Annotated in this window: 15 protein-coding genes; 5 read left to right on the forward strand and 10 right to left on the reverse strand. The window is 45.8% G+C overall.

What is annotated here, in order from left to right; genetic code table 11:
* Positions 1-50 precede the first annotated feature (50 nt).
* The 8 genes from R7M72_RS17125 to R7M72_RS17160 all read right to left on the reverse strand — a co-directional run bounded on the left by R7M72_RS17125 (position 51) and on the right by R7M72_RS17160 (position 10,189).
* Positions 51-530: a GNAT family N-acetyltransferase gene (locus R7M72_RS17125; RefSeq protein ID WP_005377290.1), complete on the reverse strand. Its 480-nt coding sequence runs from the start codon at positions 528-530 to the stop codon at positions 51-53.
* A 189-nt stretch (positions 531-719) separates the two neighbouring features.
* The gene (locus R7M72_RS17130) at positions 720-2,597 is read right to left on the reverse strand and encodes a propionyl-CoA synthetase (protein WP_318056267.1); all 1,878 of its coding nucleotides are present in this window, start codon (positions 2,595-2,597) and stop codon (positions 720-722) included.
* Positions 2,598-2,674: 77 nt separating this feature from the next.
* Complete coding sequence (prpF, locus tag R7M72_RS17135) at positions 2,675-3,871, reverse strand: 2-methylaconitate cis-trans isomerase PrpF (RefSeq protein WP_258470552.1); 1,197 nt, start codon at positions 3,869-3,871, stop codon at positions 2,675-2,677.
* Between the two features lie 9 nt (positions 3,872-3,880).
* Entirely contained in the window at positions 3,881-6,472 is a 2,592-nt protein-coding gene (acnD, locus tag R7M72_RS17140) for a Fe/S-dependent 2-methylisocitrate dehydratase AcnD (protein ID WP_017633775.1), read from the reverse strand.
* A gap of 156 nt (positions 6,473-6,628) precedes the next feature.
* On the reverse strand, positions 6,629-7,771 hold the full coding sequence (gene prpC / locus R7M72_RS17145; RefSeq protein ID WP_005377283.1) for a 2-methylcitrate synthase: 1,143 nt from the start codon (positions 7,769-7,771) through the stop codon (positions 6,629-6,631).
* Positions 7,772-7,903: 132 nt separating this feature from the next.
* Entirely contained in the window at positions 7,904-8,800 is an 897-nt protein-coding gene (gene prpB, locus R7M72_RS17150; RefSeq protein WP_005388185.1) for a methylisocitrate lyase, read from the reverse strand.
* 12 nt (positions 8,801-8,812) lie between these two features.
* Entirely contained in the window at positions 8,813-9,526 is a 714-nt protein-coding gene (locus R7M72_RS17155; RefSeq protein ID WP_005377279.1) for a GntR family transcriptional regulator, read from the reverse strand.
* 264 nt (positions 9,527-9,790) lie between these two features.
* On the reverse strand, positions 9,791-10,189 hold the full coding sequence (locus R7M72_RS17160) for a GFA family protein (RefSeq protein ID WP_318056268.1): 399 nt from the start codon (positions 10,187-10,189) through the stop codon (positions 9,791-9,793).
* A gap of 266 nt (positions 10,190-10,455) precedes the next feature.
* Between R7M72_RS17160 and R7M72_RS17165 the strand changes: the two genes are divergently transcribed.
* The 5 genes from R7M72_RS17165 to R7M72_RS17185 all read left to right on the forward strand — a co-directional run bounded on the left by R7M72_RS17165 (position 10,456) and on the right by R7M72_RS17185 (position 15,353).
* Positions 10,456-11,427, forward strand: coding sequence for a tripartite tricarboxylate transporter substrate binding protein (locus R7M72_RS17165; protein WP_005388181.1), 972 nt, complete (start codon positions 10,456-10,458; stop codon positions 11,425-11,427).
* A gap of 238 nt (positions 11,428-11,665) precedes the next feature.
* On the forward strand, positions 11,666-12,160 hold the full coding sequence (locus tag R7M72_RS17170; RefSeq protein ID WP_005377273.1) for a tripartite tricarboxylate transporter TctB family protein: 495 nt from the start codon (positions 11,666-11,668) through the stop codon (positions 12,158-12,160).
* Positions 12,161-12,179: 19 nt separating this feature from the next.
* Positions 12,180-13,706, forward strand: a complete 1,527-nt coding sequence (locus tag R7M72_RS17175; protein ID WP_318056269.1) for a tripartite tricarboxylate transporter permease — start codon at positions 12,180-12,182, stop codon at positions 13,704-13,706.
* Positions 13,707-13,985: 279 nt separating this feature from the next.
* Entirely contained in the window at positions 13,986-14,501 is a 516-nt protein-coding gene (locus R7M72_RS17180; protein ID WP_206949673.1) for an adenylate kinase, read from the forward strand.
* Between the two features lie 81 nt (positions 14,502-14,582).
* A complete protein-coding gene (locus tag R7M72_RS17185) occupies positions 14,583-15,353 on the forward strand; it encodes a sulfite exporter TauE/SafE family protein (RefSeq protein ID WP_005377266.1) in 771 nt (256 codons plus the stop codon).
* A gap of 293 nt (positions 15,354-15,646) precedes the next feature.
* Here R7M72_RS17185 and R7M72_RS17190 read toward each other — a convergent pair whose 3' ends face one another.
* Together R7M72_RS17190 and vopD are read right to left on the reverse strand one after the other, a co-directional pair.
* Positions 15,647-16,618, reverse strand: a complete 972-nt coding sequence (locus R7M72_RS17190) for a TAXI family TRAP transporter solute-binding subunit (protein WP_318056270.1) — start codon at positions 16,616-16,618, stop codon at positions 15,647-15,649.
* Positions 16,619-16,823: 205 nt separating this feature from the next.
* Positions 16,824-17,828, reverse strand: coding sequence for a type III secretion system translocon subunit VopD (gene vopD / locus R7M72_RS17195; RefSeq protein ID WP_005377262.1), 1,005 nt, complete (start codon positions 17,826-17,828; stop codon positions 16,824-16,826).
* Between the last annotated feature and the right edge of the window lies 1 nt (position 17,829).

The raw sequence follows: 17,829 nt of genomic DNA on the forward strand, positions 1-17,829 counted from the left end.
ATGATTTCAATTCGATAGAACCTAAATCACAATATTAAAGTTAAATACGATTATTCGTTCAGCGGTTTTCTTAAATAGTGGATATGATGTGCAAATCCTTGTTTTTCATACAAAGATATTGCGCCCTGGTTAAAATGCCATACTTCAACAAACATCTGTTTTGCACCGTAATCAGAGAACGTTGACTCAATTTTATTAATCAATGCCTGCGCCGTACCTTGTTTTCGATATTCAGGCAGCACATAGAGCTCATCCACACTTCCCATCATAACTGGCTGGCTGACGGTAGAAATAAGTTCACAGAAGTGACCAGAGATAAAGCCAATAATTTCATCTCCTTGTTTTGCTACGTAAACAAGGCACTCAGGGTCGTCAATATATCGAGCAATGCTTTTTTCTTGTTCTATCTCCTCTGCCGTTTTGAAAAGCTCAGGAGATTGAAGATGATGCTCATCATGAAGCTCGAACATAAGATCGTTGAGCAACTCTAGGTCGCTAAAACACGCAGGTTTAATCGCAAACGTGGTCATACAAAGGGTCACTAAAAATGGAATGGCTGTAGTTTGTGAGGAAAACGTCGTATTGGCAAGTCACAAATGCTTTCACGATACGTTTGTACTGTTTGAACAACAAAAAGGCCCCTGTACTTAATAAACGTACAGAGGCAGAACCAACCTACAGAGTTCGAGGATCAGGGGTTAGTTAGAATTGAGTTTTTATCAGCGTCGTAGCACTCGCTCAATTTCGTTCAAGCTACTTGGGTCATCAATCGTTGACGGAACGGTGTATTTTTCACCATCAGCTATTTGACGTATAGTTCGACGCAAAATTTTACCTGAACGTGTTTTCGGTAAACGGTCTACAACCAACGCATGCTTGAAGCAAGCAACTGCACCTATCTCACTACGCACTTTGCCAACAAGCTCACCTTCAAGGTCTAGCTCATCCACTTTGACGCCGTCTTTCAGTACAACAAAACCAAGTGGAAGCTGACCTTTTAGATCATCGTGGATACCGACCACCGCACATTCTGCAATCGCTGGGTGGCCTCCTACTATTTCTTCCATTTCACCTGTCGACAATCGGTGTCCCGCGACATTAATCACGTCATCAATACGTCCCATAATAAACAGGTAACCGTCTTCATCCAGATAGCCACCATCACCTGACACGTAGTAGCCTGGGAATTGGCTAAGATAACCAGTTTCAAAACGGTCATGATTACGCCAAACCGTTGGCAGACAACTTGGTGGTAGCGGACGTTTTAATGCGACAAAGCCTTGTTGGTTAGGCCCGACAGCCTCTCCAAGTTCATTCAGAATCTCGACCTGATAACCCGGAATGGGCTTCGTCGAAGAACCAGCTTTAACTGGCATCATTTCGACACCTGTCGGGTTGCCAGCGATGGCCCAGCCCGACTCGGTTTGCCACCAGTGGTCAATAACGGGCTTGTCCGCTTTGCTCTGAACCCACTCCAGTGTCGGAGGGTCAAGGCGTTCTCCCGCCATAAAGATGGTTTTCAGATTCGACAAGTCGTGCTGTTTTAAGTGCTCGCCTTCCGGGTCCTCTTTCTTAATCGCACGAAACGCCGTTGGTGCAGAGAACAACGCATCTACTTTATATTCATCACACACTCGCCAAAATGCGCCAGGATCCGGTGTTCGAACAGGCTTGCCTTCGAATAGGATAGTAGTGCAACCGTGAATCAGTGGAGCGTAAACAATGTAAGAGTGCCCTACTACCCAGCCCACATCAGATGCCGCCCAAAAGACGCCATCTTGAGGAATGTTATAGATTGCGCTCATGGAGTACTTCATCGCGACAGCATGGCCACCGTTATCACGCACAACGCCTTTCGGCTTACCTGTCGTGCCCGATGTATAAAGTATGTAGAGCGGATCGGTTGCTAACACCGGAACACAACCATGTGGCAGCGCTTGTTTGTACTCTCGCTGCCAATCTAAGTCTCTTTCTTGGTTTAGCTCAGCGTCGCACTCTGGACGTTGGAAAACAAACACTTTCTCAGGCTTCCAACGGCTGTCCATAATGGCTTTGTCTACCATTGGTTTGTATGGAATGACTTTGTTGATCTCAATCCCGCACGACGCCGTCATGATCACTTTCGGCTCTGCATCTTCAATTCGTACAGCAAGCTCATTAGGTGCAAAACCACCGAATACTACGGAATGAATCGCCCCCAAACGCGCGCAGGCAAGCATCGCCATTGCGGCTTCTGGGATCATCGGCATATAAATAACGACTCGGTCGCCTTTTTCAACACCTTGAGCAGACAGCATGCCAGCAATTTTTGCTACTTGGTCACGTAGGTCGCTATAGGTGTACGTGGCTTTACGACCTGTCACTGGCGAGTCATAAATGAGTGCAGTATTATCACCGCGTCCTTGCTCGCAATGGTAATCTAATGCTAACCAGCACGTATTCATTACACCATCTGGAAACCAACGTTCTATGCCGTTTTCATCAGATTTCAAGATAGTTTTAGGAGATTCAAACCAATCGATATTCTCCGCTTGAGCGCGCCAAAAACTCTCCGGTTCATTCTTCGCCCATAAGTATTCTTTTTCGTATGAAGACATATTGCTTCCTCCAGTATGTCCTGACATTGCTCTCGTTCTACTCAAAGATCGCTCTTTTAATCCAAAGATCGTCTCTTTTAATCGAAGACATAGAAGGGTACACGCACAAATCCCTCCATCAGTATTCTCGCACTTCGGCTCATAATGGCTTTTTGCACCACCCAGCCCTGCTCAGTTTGCTTCGCTTGTGCCCCAACTTTTAACGTTCCTGAGGGGTGGCCAAAAGTCACTGACTCTTTTTCACCGCCACCAGCAGCCAAGTTAACCAACGTACCCGGTACACACGCCGCTGAAGCGATAGCAACAGCTGCTGTTCCCATCATTGCATGGTGAAGTTTGCCCATCGACAACGCACGAACCAACACATCTATGTCCGACTCATTAACGGCTTTACCACTTGAAGACAGGTAACTTTTCGGTTTAGAAACAAACGCAATTTTCGGTGTGTGCTGGCGTGTTTGAGCTTCTTCTAAATCAGAAATCAGGCCCATTTTTAACGCGCCATATGCACGGATAGATTCGAACATCGCCAATGCGGCATCATCGTTGTTGATATCGTCTTGTAGCTCAGTGCCCTGATAACCAACCGATTCAGCATCAATAAAAATGGTTGGAATGCCCGCATTTATAAAGGTGGCGTTAAACGTACCTACGTCCGGTACCACTAAATCATCGACTAAGTTGCCTGTTGGGAACATGCTGCCTTCGCCATCAGAAGGGTCAACGAAATCGACTTGAATCTCAGCGGCTGGAAACGTCACGCCATCGAGCTCAAACTCGCCAGTTTCTTGGACGAAACCATTAACAATTGGAACGTGAATCAAGATGGTTTTGCTGATGTTCACCTGCCAAACACGCACCGTCACAATGCCATTTTCTGGAATGCAATCTTGTGGAATCAGCCCAGCATGAATGGCGAAGGGACCAACTGCCGCAGACAAGTTGCCGCAGTTACCACTCCAATCGACGAATGGTTTGTCGATCGACACTTGTCCAAACAAATAGTCAACGTCATGACCGTCTTGGCTACTGCGCGAAACAATCACTGTTTTACTGGTGCTGGAGGTTGCACCACCCATACCGTCGATTTGCTTCGCGTAAGGATCCGGGCTGCCGATAACACGTAACAACAGCTTGTCACGCGCGGCTCCAGCCATTTGCGCTTCTTGAGGTAAATCCTCTAGGTTGAAAAAGACACCTTTACTCGTGCCGCCACGCATGTACGTCGCGGGCACTTTTATTTGGCTTGTTTGATTCGGAGTATTATTTGCCATACGCACTCCTTATTGTGCCAAGAAATCTTGCGCGAAACGCTGCAGAACACCGCCCGCGTTGTACACGTGAACTTCGTCAGCGGTATCTAAGCGACAAGTAACCGGAACATCGACTTTATCGCCGTTGCTGCGTGTGATAACCAGCGCTAAATCAGCGCCCGGCTTGATTTCTCCAACCACGTCGTAAAGTTCCGTACCATCCAGCTCTAGCGTATTGCGGTTAACGCCCGACTTAAATTGCAGTGGTAGTACGCCCATGCCAACCAAGTTAGTACGGTGAATACGCTCAAAGCCTTCAGCAACAATGGCTTCTACGCCCGCCAGTCGAACGCCTTTTGCTGCCCAGTCACGGGATGACCCCTGACCGTAATCCGCGCCAGCCACCACGATCAATGGTTGTTTACGATTCATGTAGGTTTCAATCGCTTCCCACATACGAACCACCTGCCCTTCTGGCTCTACACGCGCCAGAGATCCCTGCACGACTTCGCCGTTTTCCTTTACCATTTCATTGAACAGCTTTGGGTTAGCGAAGGTCGCGCGTTGCGCCGTTAAGTGGTCACCACGGTGAGTCGCGTAAGAGTTGAAATCTTCTTCTGGCACACCCATTTTCGCTAAGTATTCACCTGCTGCGCTGCTAGCGAGAATCGCGTTGGATGGTGATAAGTGATCAGTGGTGATGTTGTCGCCCAGAATCGCCAATGGACGCATACCAGACAATGTTCTTTCTCCCGCTAGCGCACCTTCCCAGTACGGTGGTCGGCGGATATAGGTACTCATCGGACGCCAGTCGTACAGCGGGTTGGGATTTTGCTCTTGATCATTCAGCTTAAACATCTGAATGTAAACTTGCTTAAACTGCTCAGGTTTAACATGAGTACCGACAACTGCATCGATCTCTTCATCGCTTGGCCACAAATCATTGAGATAAATTGGTTTGCCGTTTTGGTCCGTGCCCAATGCATCGCGCTCGATATCAAAACGAATCGTACCCGCTAGCGCATAAGCGACAACCAATGGTGGTGAAGCCAAAAAAGCTTGTTTGGCGTACGGATGGATTCGACCATCAAAGTTACGGTTACCAGAAAGCACCGCTGTCGCATATAAATCACGGTCGATGATCTCTTGTTGGATTTTTGGATCCAGCGCACCACTCATACCGTTACAAGTTGTACATGCGTAACCAACAATGCCAAAGCCAAGCTTCTCTAGCTCTGGTAATAAGCCCGCTTCTTCCAGATACAAGCGTGCAACTTTAGAACCCGGAGCAAAAGACGATTTCACCCAAGGTTTACGTACAAGACCAAGTTCGTTGGCTTTCTTCGCCACAAGGCCTGCAGCAACCACGTTTCTTGGGTTACTAGTATTCGTACATGAGGTAATAGCAGCGATGATCACTGCACCATCTGGCAACTCGCCTTCTTTCTCTTCCCACGCTCCAGAAATACCGCGCTGTGCCAACTCAGAAGTTGGTAAACGACGATGAGGGTTTGACGGACCAGCCAAGTTACGGCTAACTGATGATAAATCGAACTCAAGTACGCGCTCGTAAACGGCGCTATCAAGATCGTCTGCCCAAAGACCGGTTTGTTTTGCGTAATTTTCTACTAGAGCAACTTGTTCTTCATCTCGACCAGTTAGTTTCAAGTAATTGATGGTCTGCTCATCAATATAAAACATGCCAGCTGTTGCGCCGTATTCTGGTGTCATGTTTGAAATCGTTGCGCGGTCTCCGATCGTTAGATCACGTGCGCCTTCTCCAAAGAATTCAAGATATGAAGATACCACACGCTCATTACGAAGAAACTCAGTAATCGCGAGGACAATATCCGTTGCGGTAATGCCCGGTTGACGTTTACCCGTCAGTTTGACACCGACAATATCTGGTAGACGCATCATTGATGGTCGGCCAAGCATGACGGTTTCTGCTTCCAGACCACCGACACCTATCGCAATAACACCAAGAGCGTCTACGTGAGGTGTGTGACTGTCCGTACCCACACAGGTGTCTGGGTAGGCAATGCCCTGCTTTGCTTGTACCACAGGAGACATTTTTTCCAAGTTGATTTGGTGCATGATGCCATTCCCAGCTGGAATCACGCTGACGTTTTCAAACGCTGTTTTACACCACTCGATAAAGTGGAATCGGTCTTCATTACGGCGCTCTTCAATCGCGCGGTTTTTGTCGAAGGCATCAGGGTCAAAGCCCGCATGTTCAACCGCTAAAGAGTGGTCAACGATCAATTGTGTCTCAACCACTGGGTTCACTTTTGCAGGATCACCGCCCTGATCTGAAATGGCATCGCGCAGACCCGCTAAATCGACTAGAGCGGTCTGACCAAGAATGTCATGACAAACAACGCGTGCTGGATACCAAGGAAAATCAAGATCGCGTTTGCGTTCAATTAACTGTTTCAGGCTATCTGTCAATGTGTTCGGGTCACAGCGGCGGACCAGTTGCTCAGCTAGCACGCGAGAGGTATAAGGGAGTGTTTCATAGGCTCCAGGAGAAATGGCATTGACGGCTTCGCGTGCATCAAAATAATCCAGTTGAGTTCCCGGAAGCGGCTTACGATATTGAGTATTAATATTTGTGTTCATGGTTTGCTTCCATTCAGTCTTTACATCTTGCCTTCATCAAGGTTTTCCATTGCTCCAGAAACACAGTGATGAGAGGATCTCCTTCCTCTGTTAGAGAGAATGACAAAGGAAGGAGGTGGTCAACCAAAGCATATAATGCCCTCGTTGACCTTCGCGCTAGCGATTCTCGATAGGCACCCATTCTTGATGATCTGGGCCCGTATAATCGGCACTTGGGCGAATAATACGGTTATTGGCACGCTGTTCATAAACGTGTGCAGCCCAGCCCGTTAAACGACTCATCACAAAGATTGGGGTAAATAGTTTGGTTGGAATGTCCATGAAGTGGTAAGCCGATGCATGGAAGAAGTCCGCATTACAGAACAGACCTTTCTCTCGCTTCATCACTGATTCAACACGCTCAGAAACCGCATATAGATGTGTATCACCAACTTGTTTCGATAGCTCTTTGGACCATCGTTTTATTAAGGCGTTGCGAGGGTCACTTTCACGATAAATCGCATGACCGAAGCCCATGATCTTGTCTTTATTGGCTAGCATTTTCATGATGTTCGCTTCCGCCTCGTCGGGCGTTTGCCAATCTTCAATCATTTCCATCGCCGCTTCGTTCGCACCGCCGTGAAGTGGTCCACGAAGCGTACCGATTGCTGCCGTGATACAAGAATGGATGTCTGACAACGTTGATGCACAAACGCGTGCTGCGAATGTAGAAGCATTAAACTCATGTTCAGCATAAAGAATGAGCGAGCAATGCATCACTTGTTTGTGCAGCGCAGATGGCGCTTTGTCTGTAAGTAATCGCAAGAAGTAACCACCGATGCAATCTTCAGTCTGATCCTCGGTGTTGATACGCACTCCATCATGACTAAAGCGGTACCAGTAACAGATGATGGCAGGGAACAAGGCTAGCATACGTTCGGTTGCTTTCAGTTGCTCCTCAAAGCTCATTTCCTGCTCTAGGTTACCCAATACAGAACAACCCGTGCGCATTACGTCCATTGGGTGTGCGCTTGCAGGAATTAACTCTAAAGCTTGTTTTAGCTCGGCTGGCAAACCTCTAAGGCTGAGTAGGTGTGTCTTGTACGCATCAAGTTCTTGTTGATTTGGCAAGTGACCGCGTAACAGAAGGTGAGCCACTTCTTCAAACTGTGCGTTGTTCGCAAGATCAGTAATATCGTATCCACGATAAGTTAAACCAGTTCCCGTTTTTCCGACAGTACATAAAGCTGTGCTTCCTGCGCTTTGACCACGAAGGCCTGCGCCACCTAATTCTGCTTTCTTTTCTGCAGTTTGAGACATTGTTTGAACTCCTTTTCTGTCTGACTTTTCCCTCTCTGGGGTGTTTTTAGCCAAACGAATTTCACGTTATTAGATGAGATAAATTCCGATTATCTTTTTCTTAGGCTTCCGTTTATTTTTGCTTTTCCCCCGCTATTTCCCTTCAGAGAATAACTGGTCAAGTTTGTCTTCGTAGTCGTGGTAATTCAGGTGCTGATACAACTCTTTACGTGTTTGCATCGAATCAACCAGTGCTTCCTGATTACCCACTTCTAGCAAATGTTTGTAGACCGTTTCAGCAGCTTTGTTCATGGCACGGAACGCACTTAATGGATAAAGCACCATGTCCACTTTTGCTTTCGCTAGCTCATCGCAGCCATACAGCGGTGTCGCGCCAAATTCTGTAATATTCGCCAGAATAGGAACGTGCTTTCCGGTCGCTTGCTCAAGCGCATTTGAAAACTGAAGGTACTGGTCCAGCTTGTTCATCGCTTCTGGGAAGATCATGTCTGCGCCAGCTTCCACACACGCAATCGCGCGCTCGATTGCGCTGTCCATGCCTTCAACAGCTAACGCGTCAGTACGAGCCATAATCACGAAACTTTCATCATTGCGTGCATCAACCGCGGCTTTTACACGATCAACCATCTCTTGCTGGCTGACTATTGCTTTGTTCGGACGATGACCACAACGTTTCTGTGCGACTTGGTCTTCCATGTGCACCGCTGCCGCGCCCGCTTTTTCCATCGCTTTGATCGTGCGAGCAATGTTAAATGCACCGCCAAAACCCGTGTCGATATCAACCAAAAGAGGCAAATCACATGCGTTAGTGATGCGGTCAACGTCAACCAAAACGTCGTTTAATGTTGTGATACCGAGATCCGGCAATCCGTATGACGCATTTGCGATACCGCCACCAGACAAGTAGATCGCTTGGTGACCCAAGTTTTTTGCCATCATGGCGCAATACGGGTTTATAGTGCCGACAATTTGTAGTGGATTATTTTGTTCAATGGCGAGTCTGAATTTCGCTCCCGGTGTTAAGCTCATGACGAATTCCTTCTAGTCTTTGTCTAAACTTTCTGTATGTATAATTTGAGATTGGATGAGCTTTCGACTTCCTGATATGTGTCTTCTCATCAACATTTCTGCAAGCTCTTCATCGCGATTGCGAATGGCTTCCAAAATGAATTTGTGTTCGGTGAGCGCCTCATTCGGGCGAGATTGCGCACGTGGCGACTGGTAACGATACATCCGTAATAAGTGATAGAGTTCATCACACAGCAGAGATATTAACTTACTGTTTCTGCTCGCTTGGATGATGCGATAGTGAAAATCAAAGTCACCATGTTGATGGAAGTAAGACGCGCCTTCCATTTGGTCTATATGCTTGGAATGTGTCGACAATAGCATTTCCAAGCTTAAGAGCTCTTCTTGCGTAATGTGTCGCGCAGCTAACCTTGCCGCCATGCCTTCCAATGCTTCTCGAACGGCATAAAGTTCTATCAGCTTTTCCGGAGAAAAAGTGGTCACTCTAGCCCCAACATGAGGAATTCGCTCGATGAGCCCTAGCCCCTCTAAGCGCATCAATGCTTCACGCAAAGGCCCACGACTGACTTGATATTTCTTTGCTAGCTCAGGCTCTGATATCTTATGGCCAGGCTTCACATCGCCATTAACAATGACTTCAATCAGTGTTTCGGTCAGCGTTTCGGATTTGGTGTGTTCTTTCTCAGAACCCAGCACTTTATAACGAGCTTTCAACTCAGAGTTCATATTCAGATACTCTTGTTACCGACATCGAAATGTCTACAATTTCTTAACCTGAATATAAAGTAGTCGATCAAAGTGTCGACAATCAAGTAAATTGTCGACAATTTAGACTAAGGTCGTAATTTAAATGGGCATAAAATGCCCGTTAAGTGCCTTTTTTAGCAGAAATAAAGAATGGTGAGTTCACATTGTCGACAACTTATAAACCTTTAAGCTTATGATCTAAAAACTAAAAGCTCAGCTGTCGAACAATAATCGGATAAAAAACTATTCTTTAGGTACAAATTGATCAAAGACTTGTTGCGAAGTCATCTTTTGTGAAGCGGAATTGAGGTCATAATAAGCTGGCTTTTCATCGGTAAAAATCTCTAAAGTGAGTTTGAAATCTGGGTTATCGAACAAACCAGCGGAAAGAATGTACTCATCTGTCGGCAACAAATGATAGAAAAGGTTTGTGCCGCATTCGCCACAAAAACCTCTCACCGCCCAGTCAGACGATTGATAACGCTTTGGCTCGGCCCCCTTAAACGTCACGTTAGGCCCACAATGCACCGCATGAAGTGCGCCACTCGACCATTTTCGACACATAGAGCAATGGCACAGGCTAACCTCATTTTTAACCTCAGCGATGACTTCAATTGCGCCGCACAAACACGTCCCTTTCATTCTCTTTTCCTCGTTCATTTTCCGTCATTTAATTATGGCCTACCAAAGCGTAAAGCCGCGTGACCTAACACCAACTTCTCGCCGTGAACTTTATGAACAAAATAACCGAAATGCTCAATATTCTCTTTATATCTCTTTTACAGACAGATATTTAACACTTAATTAACCTTTACACCAAGTTCAGCTTTAACGCTTACAAGGCATGACAACTGAGCAAAAACAATAAGGCTCAACTAAATAGAGTCGCTAACATAAGGAACGTGAACATGTTAAAGGTACTCAAACCAACGCTCGCCGCTTCAATCATCGCAGCTTCATTTTCATTCAACGCTCTTGCTGCAGATATTGAAAAAATGCACTTTCTTATCCCTGGAGGTGCCGGTGGCGGTTGGGACATGACCGCCCGAGGTACTGGTGATGTATTAATAAAATCAGACATCGTCGAAACCGTATCATTTCAAAACCTATCTGGTGGTGGCGGTGGCAAAGCAATCGCACATTTGATTGAAACGGCTGATCGTCAAGAAGACACACTCATGGTGAACTCAACACCGATCGTCGTTCGCTCGCTCAGTGGGATCTTCCCACAATCTTTCCGCGACTTGACACCTGTTGCCGCAACGGTTGCCGATTATGGCGCCATTGTTACATCAGCCGATTCTCCTTATAGCTCTTGGGAAGATGTCGTTAAAGCTTTTAAAGAAAACCCACGTAAGGTGAAGGTTGCTGGTGGCTCTGCTCGTGGTTCTATGGATCATTTGGTTATAGCAGCAGCTTTCAAAGGTGAAGGTTTTGATGCGCGCAAAGTTCGTTACATTGCCTATGATGCAGGTGGAAAAGCCATGGCTGCCCTACTTTCAGGCGAAACACAACTGCTCTCTACAGGGCTAGGTGAAGTACTCGAAATGTCTAAGTCTGGGCAAGTGAAAGTGTTAGCGATTACAGCACCAAAACGTTTAGAAGCTGCGCCTAACATTCCAACTCTCACCGAATATGGTAATGAAACTGTCTTTGCTAACTGGCGTGGATTCTTTGCAGCACCAGGCACAAGCCAAGAAAAGCTAGATGAATGGAATGCCGCATTTACTAAAATGTATAACACCGACGAATGGCAAGTCGTTCGAGACCGCAATGGTTGGATCGACAACTATAAAGCGGATAAAGCATTCTTCGCGTTTCTTGAAGATCAAGAGCAACAGATGGGTGACTTAATGCGCGAGTTAGGCTTCCTGAAGTAACAGTCGAATTGGGGTCCCTCAGATACCAACCTCAATGAATAACGTAGGTTGGTATTTCCCCATTGTATTTGCACTCTAAGTTTCACCGCATATGGACATTGTCGACAATCGGCATGCACACTCCTTTGTTTATATACCCAAAGCGGCTCGACTAGCAGCGAAATGCTTAATTGTTAATGGTTTAGTTTATTCATTGACGTCCATATGCGGTCTTTTTTACTTTTGTTAGGAGTTGAATATGCCTCGTTCAACCAACTTTTTCACCAAAGAGTACTTGCTCTGTCGTGACCGCGTCGGCGCAATGATCTTTCTACTCTTCTGTCTTTGCTACGGTTATCAAACCTCGCAGATTCCATTGTTTCCAGGTGATGAGTATGAACCATTCACCGCACGCACTCTGCCAACCATCCTGACTTACGTTGGTGTCGGCCTTTCTTTGCTATTGCTGGTGACAGGACAACCAGATAAACAAAGTGGCGCAGTGCTGACCTTCAATTGGAAGTTACTGATTGCCTTTTTAATTTTAATGGCGCTCTACGGCGTGGGCCTGACTTATCTAGGTTTTGTGATAGCTACTGGCTTGTTTTTATTGGCTGGCTTTTATCTGCTCGGGGAAAGACGTAAACCCGTTCTGTTTGGCGCGTCGTTTCCATTCGTGATCGCGTTCTACTTATTACTCACTCAAGGTTTGGACATCTATCTCGAACCGGGTTTGATTTTCACCATCTGGTAGCCAAAGAAAGGACTGAATTATGTTAGATGGAATTCTACAAGGTTTATCCACCGCAGTAATGCCAATGAACATTATGATGGTGATCGTTGGTTGCTTCGTCGGTACATTTATCGGCATGTTACCTGGACTTGGGCCGATCTCAGCCATTGCTTTGATGATCCCAATTACTTATGGTCTAGAGCCCTCCTCTGGCCTTATTTTAATGGCGGGTGTTTATTACGGTGCGGTATTTGGTGGTTCTACATCGTCGATTTTAATTAACGCGCCGGGTTGTTCTTCAACCGTGGTCACAGCATTCGACGGCTACCCAATGGCTCAAAAAGGCCAGGCAGGTAAAGCATTAGCTTTGGCAGCTTATTCGTCTTTCACTGGCGGTACGCTATCTGCCATTATGTTGCTTGTTGCCGCACCAGCATTGGCTAGCGTCTCCCTTAGCTTCCAATCGTCGGACTATTTTGCGTTGATGCTACTTGGGTTATCAGCAGTCGCGGCTTTTGCGGGGAAAGGTCAGGTAATCAAAGCGTGGATGATGACCATTCTTGGTTTGATGCTATCTACAGTTGGAATCGATAAAGGCGTAGGCGTTGAACGCTTTACCTTCGGTTTAACGGATTTAATGGATGGCTTTAGCTTCTTGTTGCTTGCAATGGCGACATTCGCACTGGGTGAGACACTGATGGGCATCCTTAAACCATCAAAAGACACCAGCAATGAAGAACAAGAAAAGCTGAGCAACATTGGCTCAATGAAAGTGACCAAGGAAGAAATCAAAGATGTTGCGCCTGTTTCAATTCGCTCTTCAATATTAGGTTTCTTCACTGGCGTTCTTCCTGGCGCAGGGGCAACCATTGCTGCTTTTTTAAGCTATGGTATGGAGCGCAACCTCGCACCTAAAGAGAAAAAGGATGAGTTCGGTAAAGGCAGTATCCGTGGCTTGGTTGCGCCAGAGTCTGCGAACAATGCAGCATCTAGTGGTTCATTTGTACCGCTATTAACGCTTGGTATTCCGGGTTCTGGTACAACAGCAATAATGCTCGGTGCGCTGATCGCTTATGGTATCCAGCCTGGCCCTCGCCTATTTGTTGAACACCCAGATGTGTTCTGGTCAGTGATCATTTCCATGTACTTCGGCAACATCGTACTTGTGATCCTGAACTTACCGTTGATTCCGTATATTTCAAAGCTTTTGGCGGTTCCAAGAACGGTGCTTCTACCGATGATTTTATTCTTCTCAATCACCGGGGTTTATTTGGTCTCTTTTAACACTATGGATGTGTTCGTGATGCTGATTGTGGCTATGGCTGCCATTGTACTTCGGCTCGCTAACTTCCCGCTCGCACCTTTATTGCTGGGCTTCATCCTTGGAGGATTAATGGAAGAGAACTTACGCCGCGCATTAATGATTTCAGATGGAGAACTGAGTTTCCTATGGGAGCGTCCTATTACCCTTACCTTTACTGTTTTAGCTGTATTGGTATTGGCAAGTCCACTAATCGTAAAGCTGATTCAAAAGTTTAAAGCACAGCCAGTCAGCGTTGAGCAGTAATCGCTGTCTCTTTCAACCTAGATAAAGCCATCCATCGTGATGGCTTTATCTTCCGCCCTCCAAATCGTTCGCTTATTGTGCAGATGGTATTGACAAATCACTGTCGTTATATAAAGGTGATTGTATGAACACACACTTAGCGCAACTTAACCAACGAATTATCATCATTCCATAGGAATGGTGGGATTTTTTGATGCGCTCAGTATTTATCGAACCCACCCATAGCGGTGGGTTTTCTGTCTCTACCGTATGGGAAAAGCTCTCTTGGAGGCGGTCACAATGCAAAAAATAGCAGTTTTTGGTAAACCCGGCAGTGGAAAATCGACGGTAAGTAAAGCAATCGCGTCTGCTACCGGTCTTCCTCTTCATCAATTAGATTCAATAGTTTATAAACCAAACGGTGATCCCGTTGAGCGTAACGTTTTTGATGAAGCCCATAGCAACATACTAAGCTCAGATCGTTGGATTATAGATGGCCTTGGACCGTTCAGCTCTTTCAACGCTCGTTTAGATGCAGCCGATACTCTCATTTATATTGATCTACCATACTCAGTAAGCTATTGGTTTGTGACGAAACGTCTCCTTAAAGGACTATTCATTAAACCTGAAGGTTGGCCTGATGGTAGTTCGGTACTGAAAGGAACGTTACAAAGCTACAAAGTTCTTCAGCAATGCCCCGCATTCTGGAATGATGACTTTATGTATCGCCTCGAAGGGTACTCTCAAAGTAAAGCCGTTCATGTCATCAAAAACGTTACAGAACTGAACAATTTTGTTTTAGAGCGGGTAAAGTAAACCTCATATCATAACATTAGAGCATGTAGGTTAGATCATCTGAAGCTCTAACAATAAAAAAGAACATAACAAGGATTGTTTATGCTTTTAGAACTCTCACTTTTATTCATTGCTGGCGTAATTGGTGGGATCATTAACTCCATAGCGGGAGGCGGAAGCTTTATTACTTTTCCGGCTCTATTGGCAGTTGGTGTTCCTCCTATTATGGCTAACGCAACAAACACATATGCTTCATGTGCGGGTTACATTAGTGGAGCCGTCGGGTTCAGAGAAGAGATCATGAAGAACAAGCATGAACTGCTGTTCACAGTCTCATTCAGTTTAGTCGGCGGCGCTGTCGGAGCATATCTGTTGCTCAACACGCCAGAATCGCTATTTATGGAAGCTATCCCTTGGTTACTCTTATTTGCCACCGTGCTTTTTCTCACCGGTTCTCGTTTAACAATGCTAATCAAAACTGTCGCGAAAGAGCACAAACATGCTGGCATACTCGGAGCAATCGCGTTGGGTTCACTACTTGTTGGTGTCTCTGCTTACGGTGGTTTTTTCAACGCAGGTTTAGGGGTTATTGTTCTGAGCTATCTGGTAGTAGCTGGCCACCAAGACATTAATTTAATGAACGGTTTGAAATTGCTCGTATCTACGTGTGTTTCACTCATTGCTATCGTGATTTTTGTTGCCAATGGCTCCATTGACTGGCACACAGGTAGTGTTGTTTTGGTCGGTACGTTGGTAGGTGGGTATCTTGCAGCTCGTGTCTCTCGTCAACTGAATCCTAATCATGTTAAAGGGTTTGTTGCTCTTTCTTCTATTCTCATCACTATCTACTTTTTCATTGATGTTTATGTTTAAGCAAAACTTGTACAAGTGGATAACACTCCTACAAAAACGCCAGCGCGAAAGATTAATGCAGATGGCTTAACGATTTTTTGTGTCACTCCAGCGAGGTTAGGAATCTAATAGCACTACACTGAGCGGCTAATGAAACCATTTTGATCACAAAGTGCTCGGATGGAAGAGCCTGTATCACGCTCCTTCGTCGCTGTACAGGGTGACGAGAAATAGAAATATGCCACTCGCGGTTAAACGAGTGGCATTGATCGAGAAAGATGGCGTTTTACATCAATAATAAGAGAAAGTAACGCTTACTTAATCAGCCCTACTTCTTTGTAGTATTTGAGCGCACCTGGGTGAAGAGGCGCAGATAAACCGTCTTTTACCATTTCCTCTTTCTTCAAGTTTGCAAACGCTGGGTGGAGACGGCGGAAATCATCGAAGTTTTCAAATACCGCTTTAACCACGTTATAAACCACATCTTCTGGTACCGCAGTAGAAGAAACAAACGTCGCGCCCACACCAAAGGTTTGAACATCACTATCTGTGCCACGATACATACCACCTGGGACATTTGCGACACGATAGAAGCTGTTGTCTGCAACCAGTTTTTCTACATTAGGTCCAGCTACCGTTACGATATTACTATCACACGACGTAGTGGCTTCTTTAATCACTCCACTTGGGTGACCAACGGTATAAATCATCGCATCAATTTTGTTATCACAAAGTGCTTTTGATTGCTCTGCTGCTTTTAACTCAGAGACAAGCTTAAAGTCGTCGTTACTCCAACCATACTGGTTCATTAGCACTTCCATAGTACCTCGCTGACCAGAACCAGGATTACCAATGTTGACGCGCTTACCTTTCAAGTCATCAAAAGTTTTGATGTTCGCGTCTTTACGTGCAACGACAGTAAACGGTTCTGGATGAACGGAGAATACGGCGCGCAGCTCTTTAAAAGGCCCGCTTTCTTCAAACTTACTGGTTCCTTTGTAAGCATGATACTGCCAGTCTGATTGCGCGATACCGAGGTCCAATTCACCAGCACGAATAGTGTTGATGTTATAAATCGATCCCCCAGTACTTTCTACCGAACAACGGATACCGTGCTCTTCTCGCGATTTGTTAACCAAGCGACAAATAGCGCCACCAGTCGGATAATAAACCCCTGTTACGCCACCGGTACCAATCGTGACAAACGTTTCCTCCGCAGACGCAGAAAAGCCTGTTGTGAGTGCAGCCAAAGAAGCCGCAAGTGCGATTTGCTTAAACTTAAACATTGAACATCCCTTTTACCTGTGTTGATGACCGTTTAAGTATAGCAACCGTTAACAATTTGATAACGTTTGAGTTCTCATCCTTGGAGGTTGATTTATAGATATATATTTTTTTATCAACTTAACCTGCTGATAAATAGCGTTTATACTTTTATCCCATAAAAAAAGCGTTGTATAAACAACGCTTTGTAGTTAGTGAAACGGATGGTTACACCGTTGGGACTGACGCTCGCCACGCTTGGTTCTGGCTATCTGAGATAGATCGGAACAAGTCACGTAGCTCTTTCAATAAACCTTCTTGGAAACCAATGTTTTCATCGGCTTTCTGTTTGGCTGCTTGTGCGCGAGTCGCTTGTACTTCATCATCTTTGCTGCGCGCTTGCGCTTTGGTTTGCTCTACATTCGATGCTGAGTTTGCCATCTGGCCCAAAGCTTGAAGAATCGCGTTCTTCGCTTGGTTTGAGCTCATCAACTTATCGAACTTACGGCCACCACTTGTCAGCTGCGCTGTCGTGTCTGCGATATTGTCTTTCGCTAGTGAGTGCGCACGCTTAACCTGATCTTGCTGCGTTTTAGACAAGCTATTGTTATTTAATAACTCTTCTGCTTGATCGAAGCCAGCTTTTTGCGTTTTAAGTACATTATTGCTCGCCATTTCATTCTTGATTTCTTTCCCTGCTTTGAAAGAACCAAGGGCACCAATAATTGCGGTAGCACCCGCTAGTACACCCGAAACGACTGCCATCGCGATCATCGCGCTTGCCGAGTTGTTTAGTTCTGCCGCTTGGCTTTCTAAACTCGCGACGTTTGCTTCAACAGCAATTTCACGTTGTAGCACTTGTTGCTCACGGCTCAGCTTTGATACTTGATACAACAATGTTAATAGCGTCAACGATTGTGATACCGCATCTGATGGTGACTTGATCACCTCCTCACCGTTAAGCGCTTTCATCGTTGTGCTCATTAATGAGCTCACCGTCGGTGCAAGAGCGCTCATTAGGTTTGCAACAACTTGAGCTTGGTTACTCACTGTAGGAGCTTTAGGTGTCTCTAACTGGTAGCGTGCTGCACCAGAAACACCTGACTCACTTTGGCTTTTAACGGCGCCCGCTTCAAGCTTTGTTTCCGGTGCTTTTTCTGCTTTGTTGGTTTTAATGGTATCGCCTAAACCGTATAGTTCACCACGACCCGTTCCGCCTACTTTATCTAGCATA

Origin of the sequence: Vibrio sp. YT-18 (assembly GCF_033337345.1) — a bacterium.
Lineage (GTDB): Bacteria > Pseudomonadota > Gammaproteobacteria > Enterobacterales > Vibrionaceae > Vibrio > Vibrio alginolyticus.

Excerpts from the sequence above, each read along its gene's own strand:
- R7M72_RS17125 (WP_005377290.1), bottom strand. The coding sequence starts at position 530 with ATGACCACGTTTGCGATTAAACCTGCGTGTTTTAGCGACCTAGAGTTG.
- R7M72_RS17130 (WP_318056267.1), bottom strand. The coding sequence starts at position 2,597 with ATGTCTTCATACGAAAAAGAATACTTATGGGCGAAGAATGAACCGGAG.
- prpF (WP_258470552.1), bottom strand. The coding sequence starts at position 3,871 with ATGGCAAATAATACTCCGAATCAAACAAGCCAAATAAAAGTGCCCGCG.
- acnD (WP_017633775.1), bottom strand. The coding sequence starts at position 6,472 with ATGAACACAAATATTAATACTCAATATCGTAAGCCGCTTCCGGGAACT.
- prpC (WP_005377283.1), bottom strand. The coding sequence starts at position 7,771 with ATGTCTCAAACTGCAGAAAAGAAAGCAGAATTAGGTGGCGCAGGCCTT.
- prpB (WP_005388185.1), bottom strand. The coding sequence starts at position 8,800 with ATGAGCTTAACACCGGGAGCGAAATTCAGACTCGCCATTGAACAAAAT.
- R7M72_RS17155 (WP_005377279.1), bottom strand. The coding sequence starts at position 9,526 with ATGAACTCTGAGTTGAAAGCTCGTTATAAAGTGCTGGGTTCTGAGAAA.
- R7M72_RS17160 (WP_318056268.1), bottom strand. The coding sequence starts at position 10,189 with ATGAAAGGGACGTGTTTGTGCGGCGCAATTGAAGTCATCGCTGAGGTT.
- R7M72_RS17165 (WP_005388181.1), top strand. The coding sequence starts at position 10,456 with ATGTTAAAGGTACTCAAACCAACGCTCGCCGCTTCAATCATCGCAGCT.
- R7M72_RS17170 (WP_005377273.1), top strand. The coding sequence starts at position 11,666 with ATGCCTCGTTCAACCAACTTTTTCACCAAAGAGTACTTGCTCTGTCGT.
- R7M72_RS17175 (WP_318056269.1), top strand. The coding sequence starts at position 12,180 with ATGTTAGATGGAATTCTACAAGGTTTATCCACCGCAGTAATGCCAATG.
- R7M72_RS17180 (WP_206949673.1), top strand. The coding sequence starts at position 13,986 with ATGCAAAAAATAGCAGTTTTTGGTAAACCCGGCAGTGGAAAATCGACG.
- R7M72_RS17185 (WP_005377266.1), top strand. The coding sequence starts at position 14,583 with ATGCTTTTAGAACTCTCACTTTTATTCATTGCTGGCGTAATTGGTGGG.
- R7M72_RS17190 (WP_318056270.1), bottom strand. The coding sequence starts at position 16,618 with ATGTTTAAGTTTAAGCAAATCGCACTTGCGGCTTCTTTGGCTGCACTC.
- vopD (WP_005377262.1), bottom strand. The coding sequence starts at position 17,828 with ATGCTAGATAAAGTAGGCGGAACGGGTCGTGGTGAACTATACGGTTTA.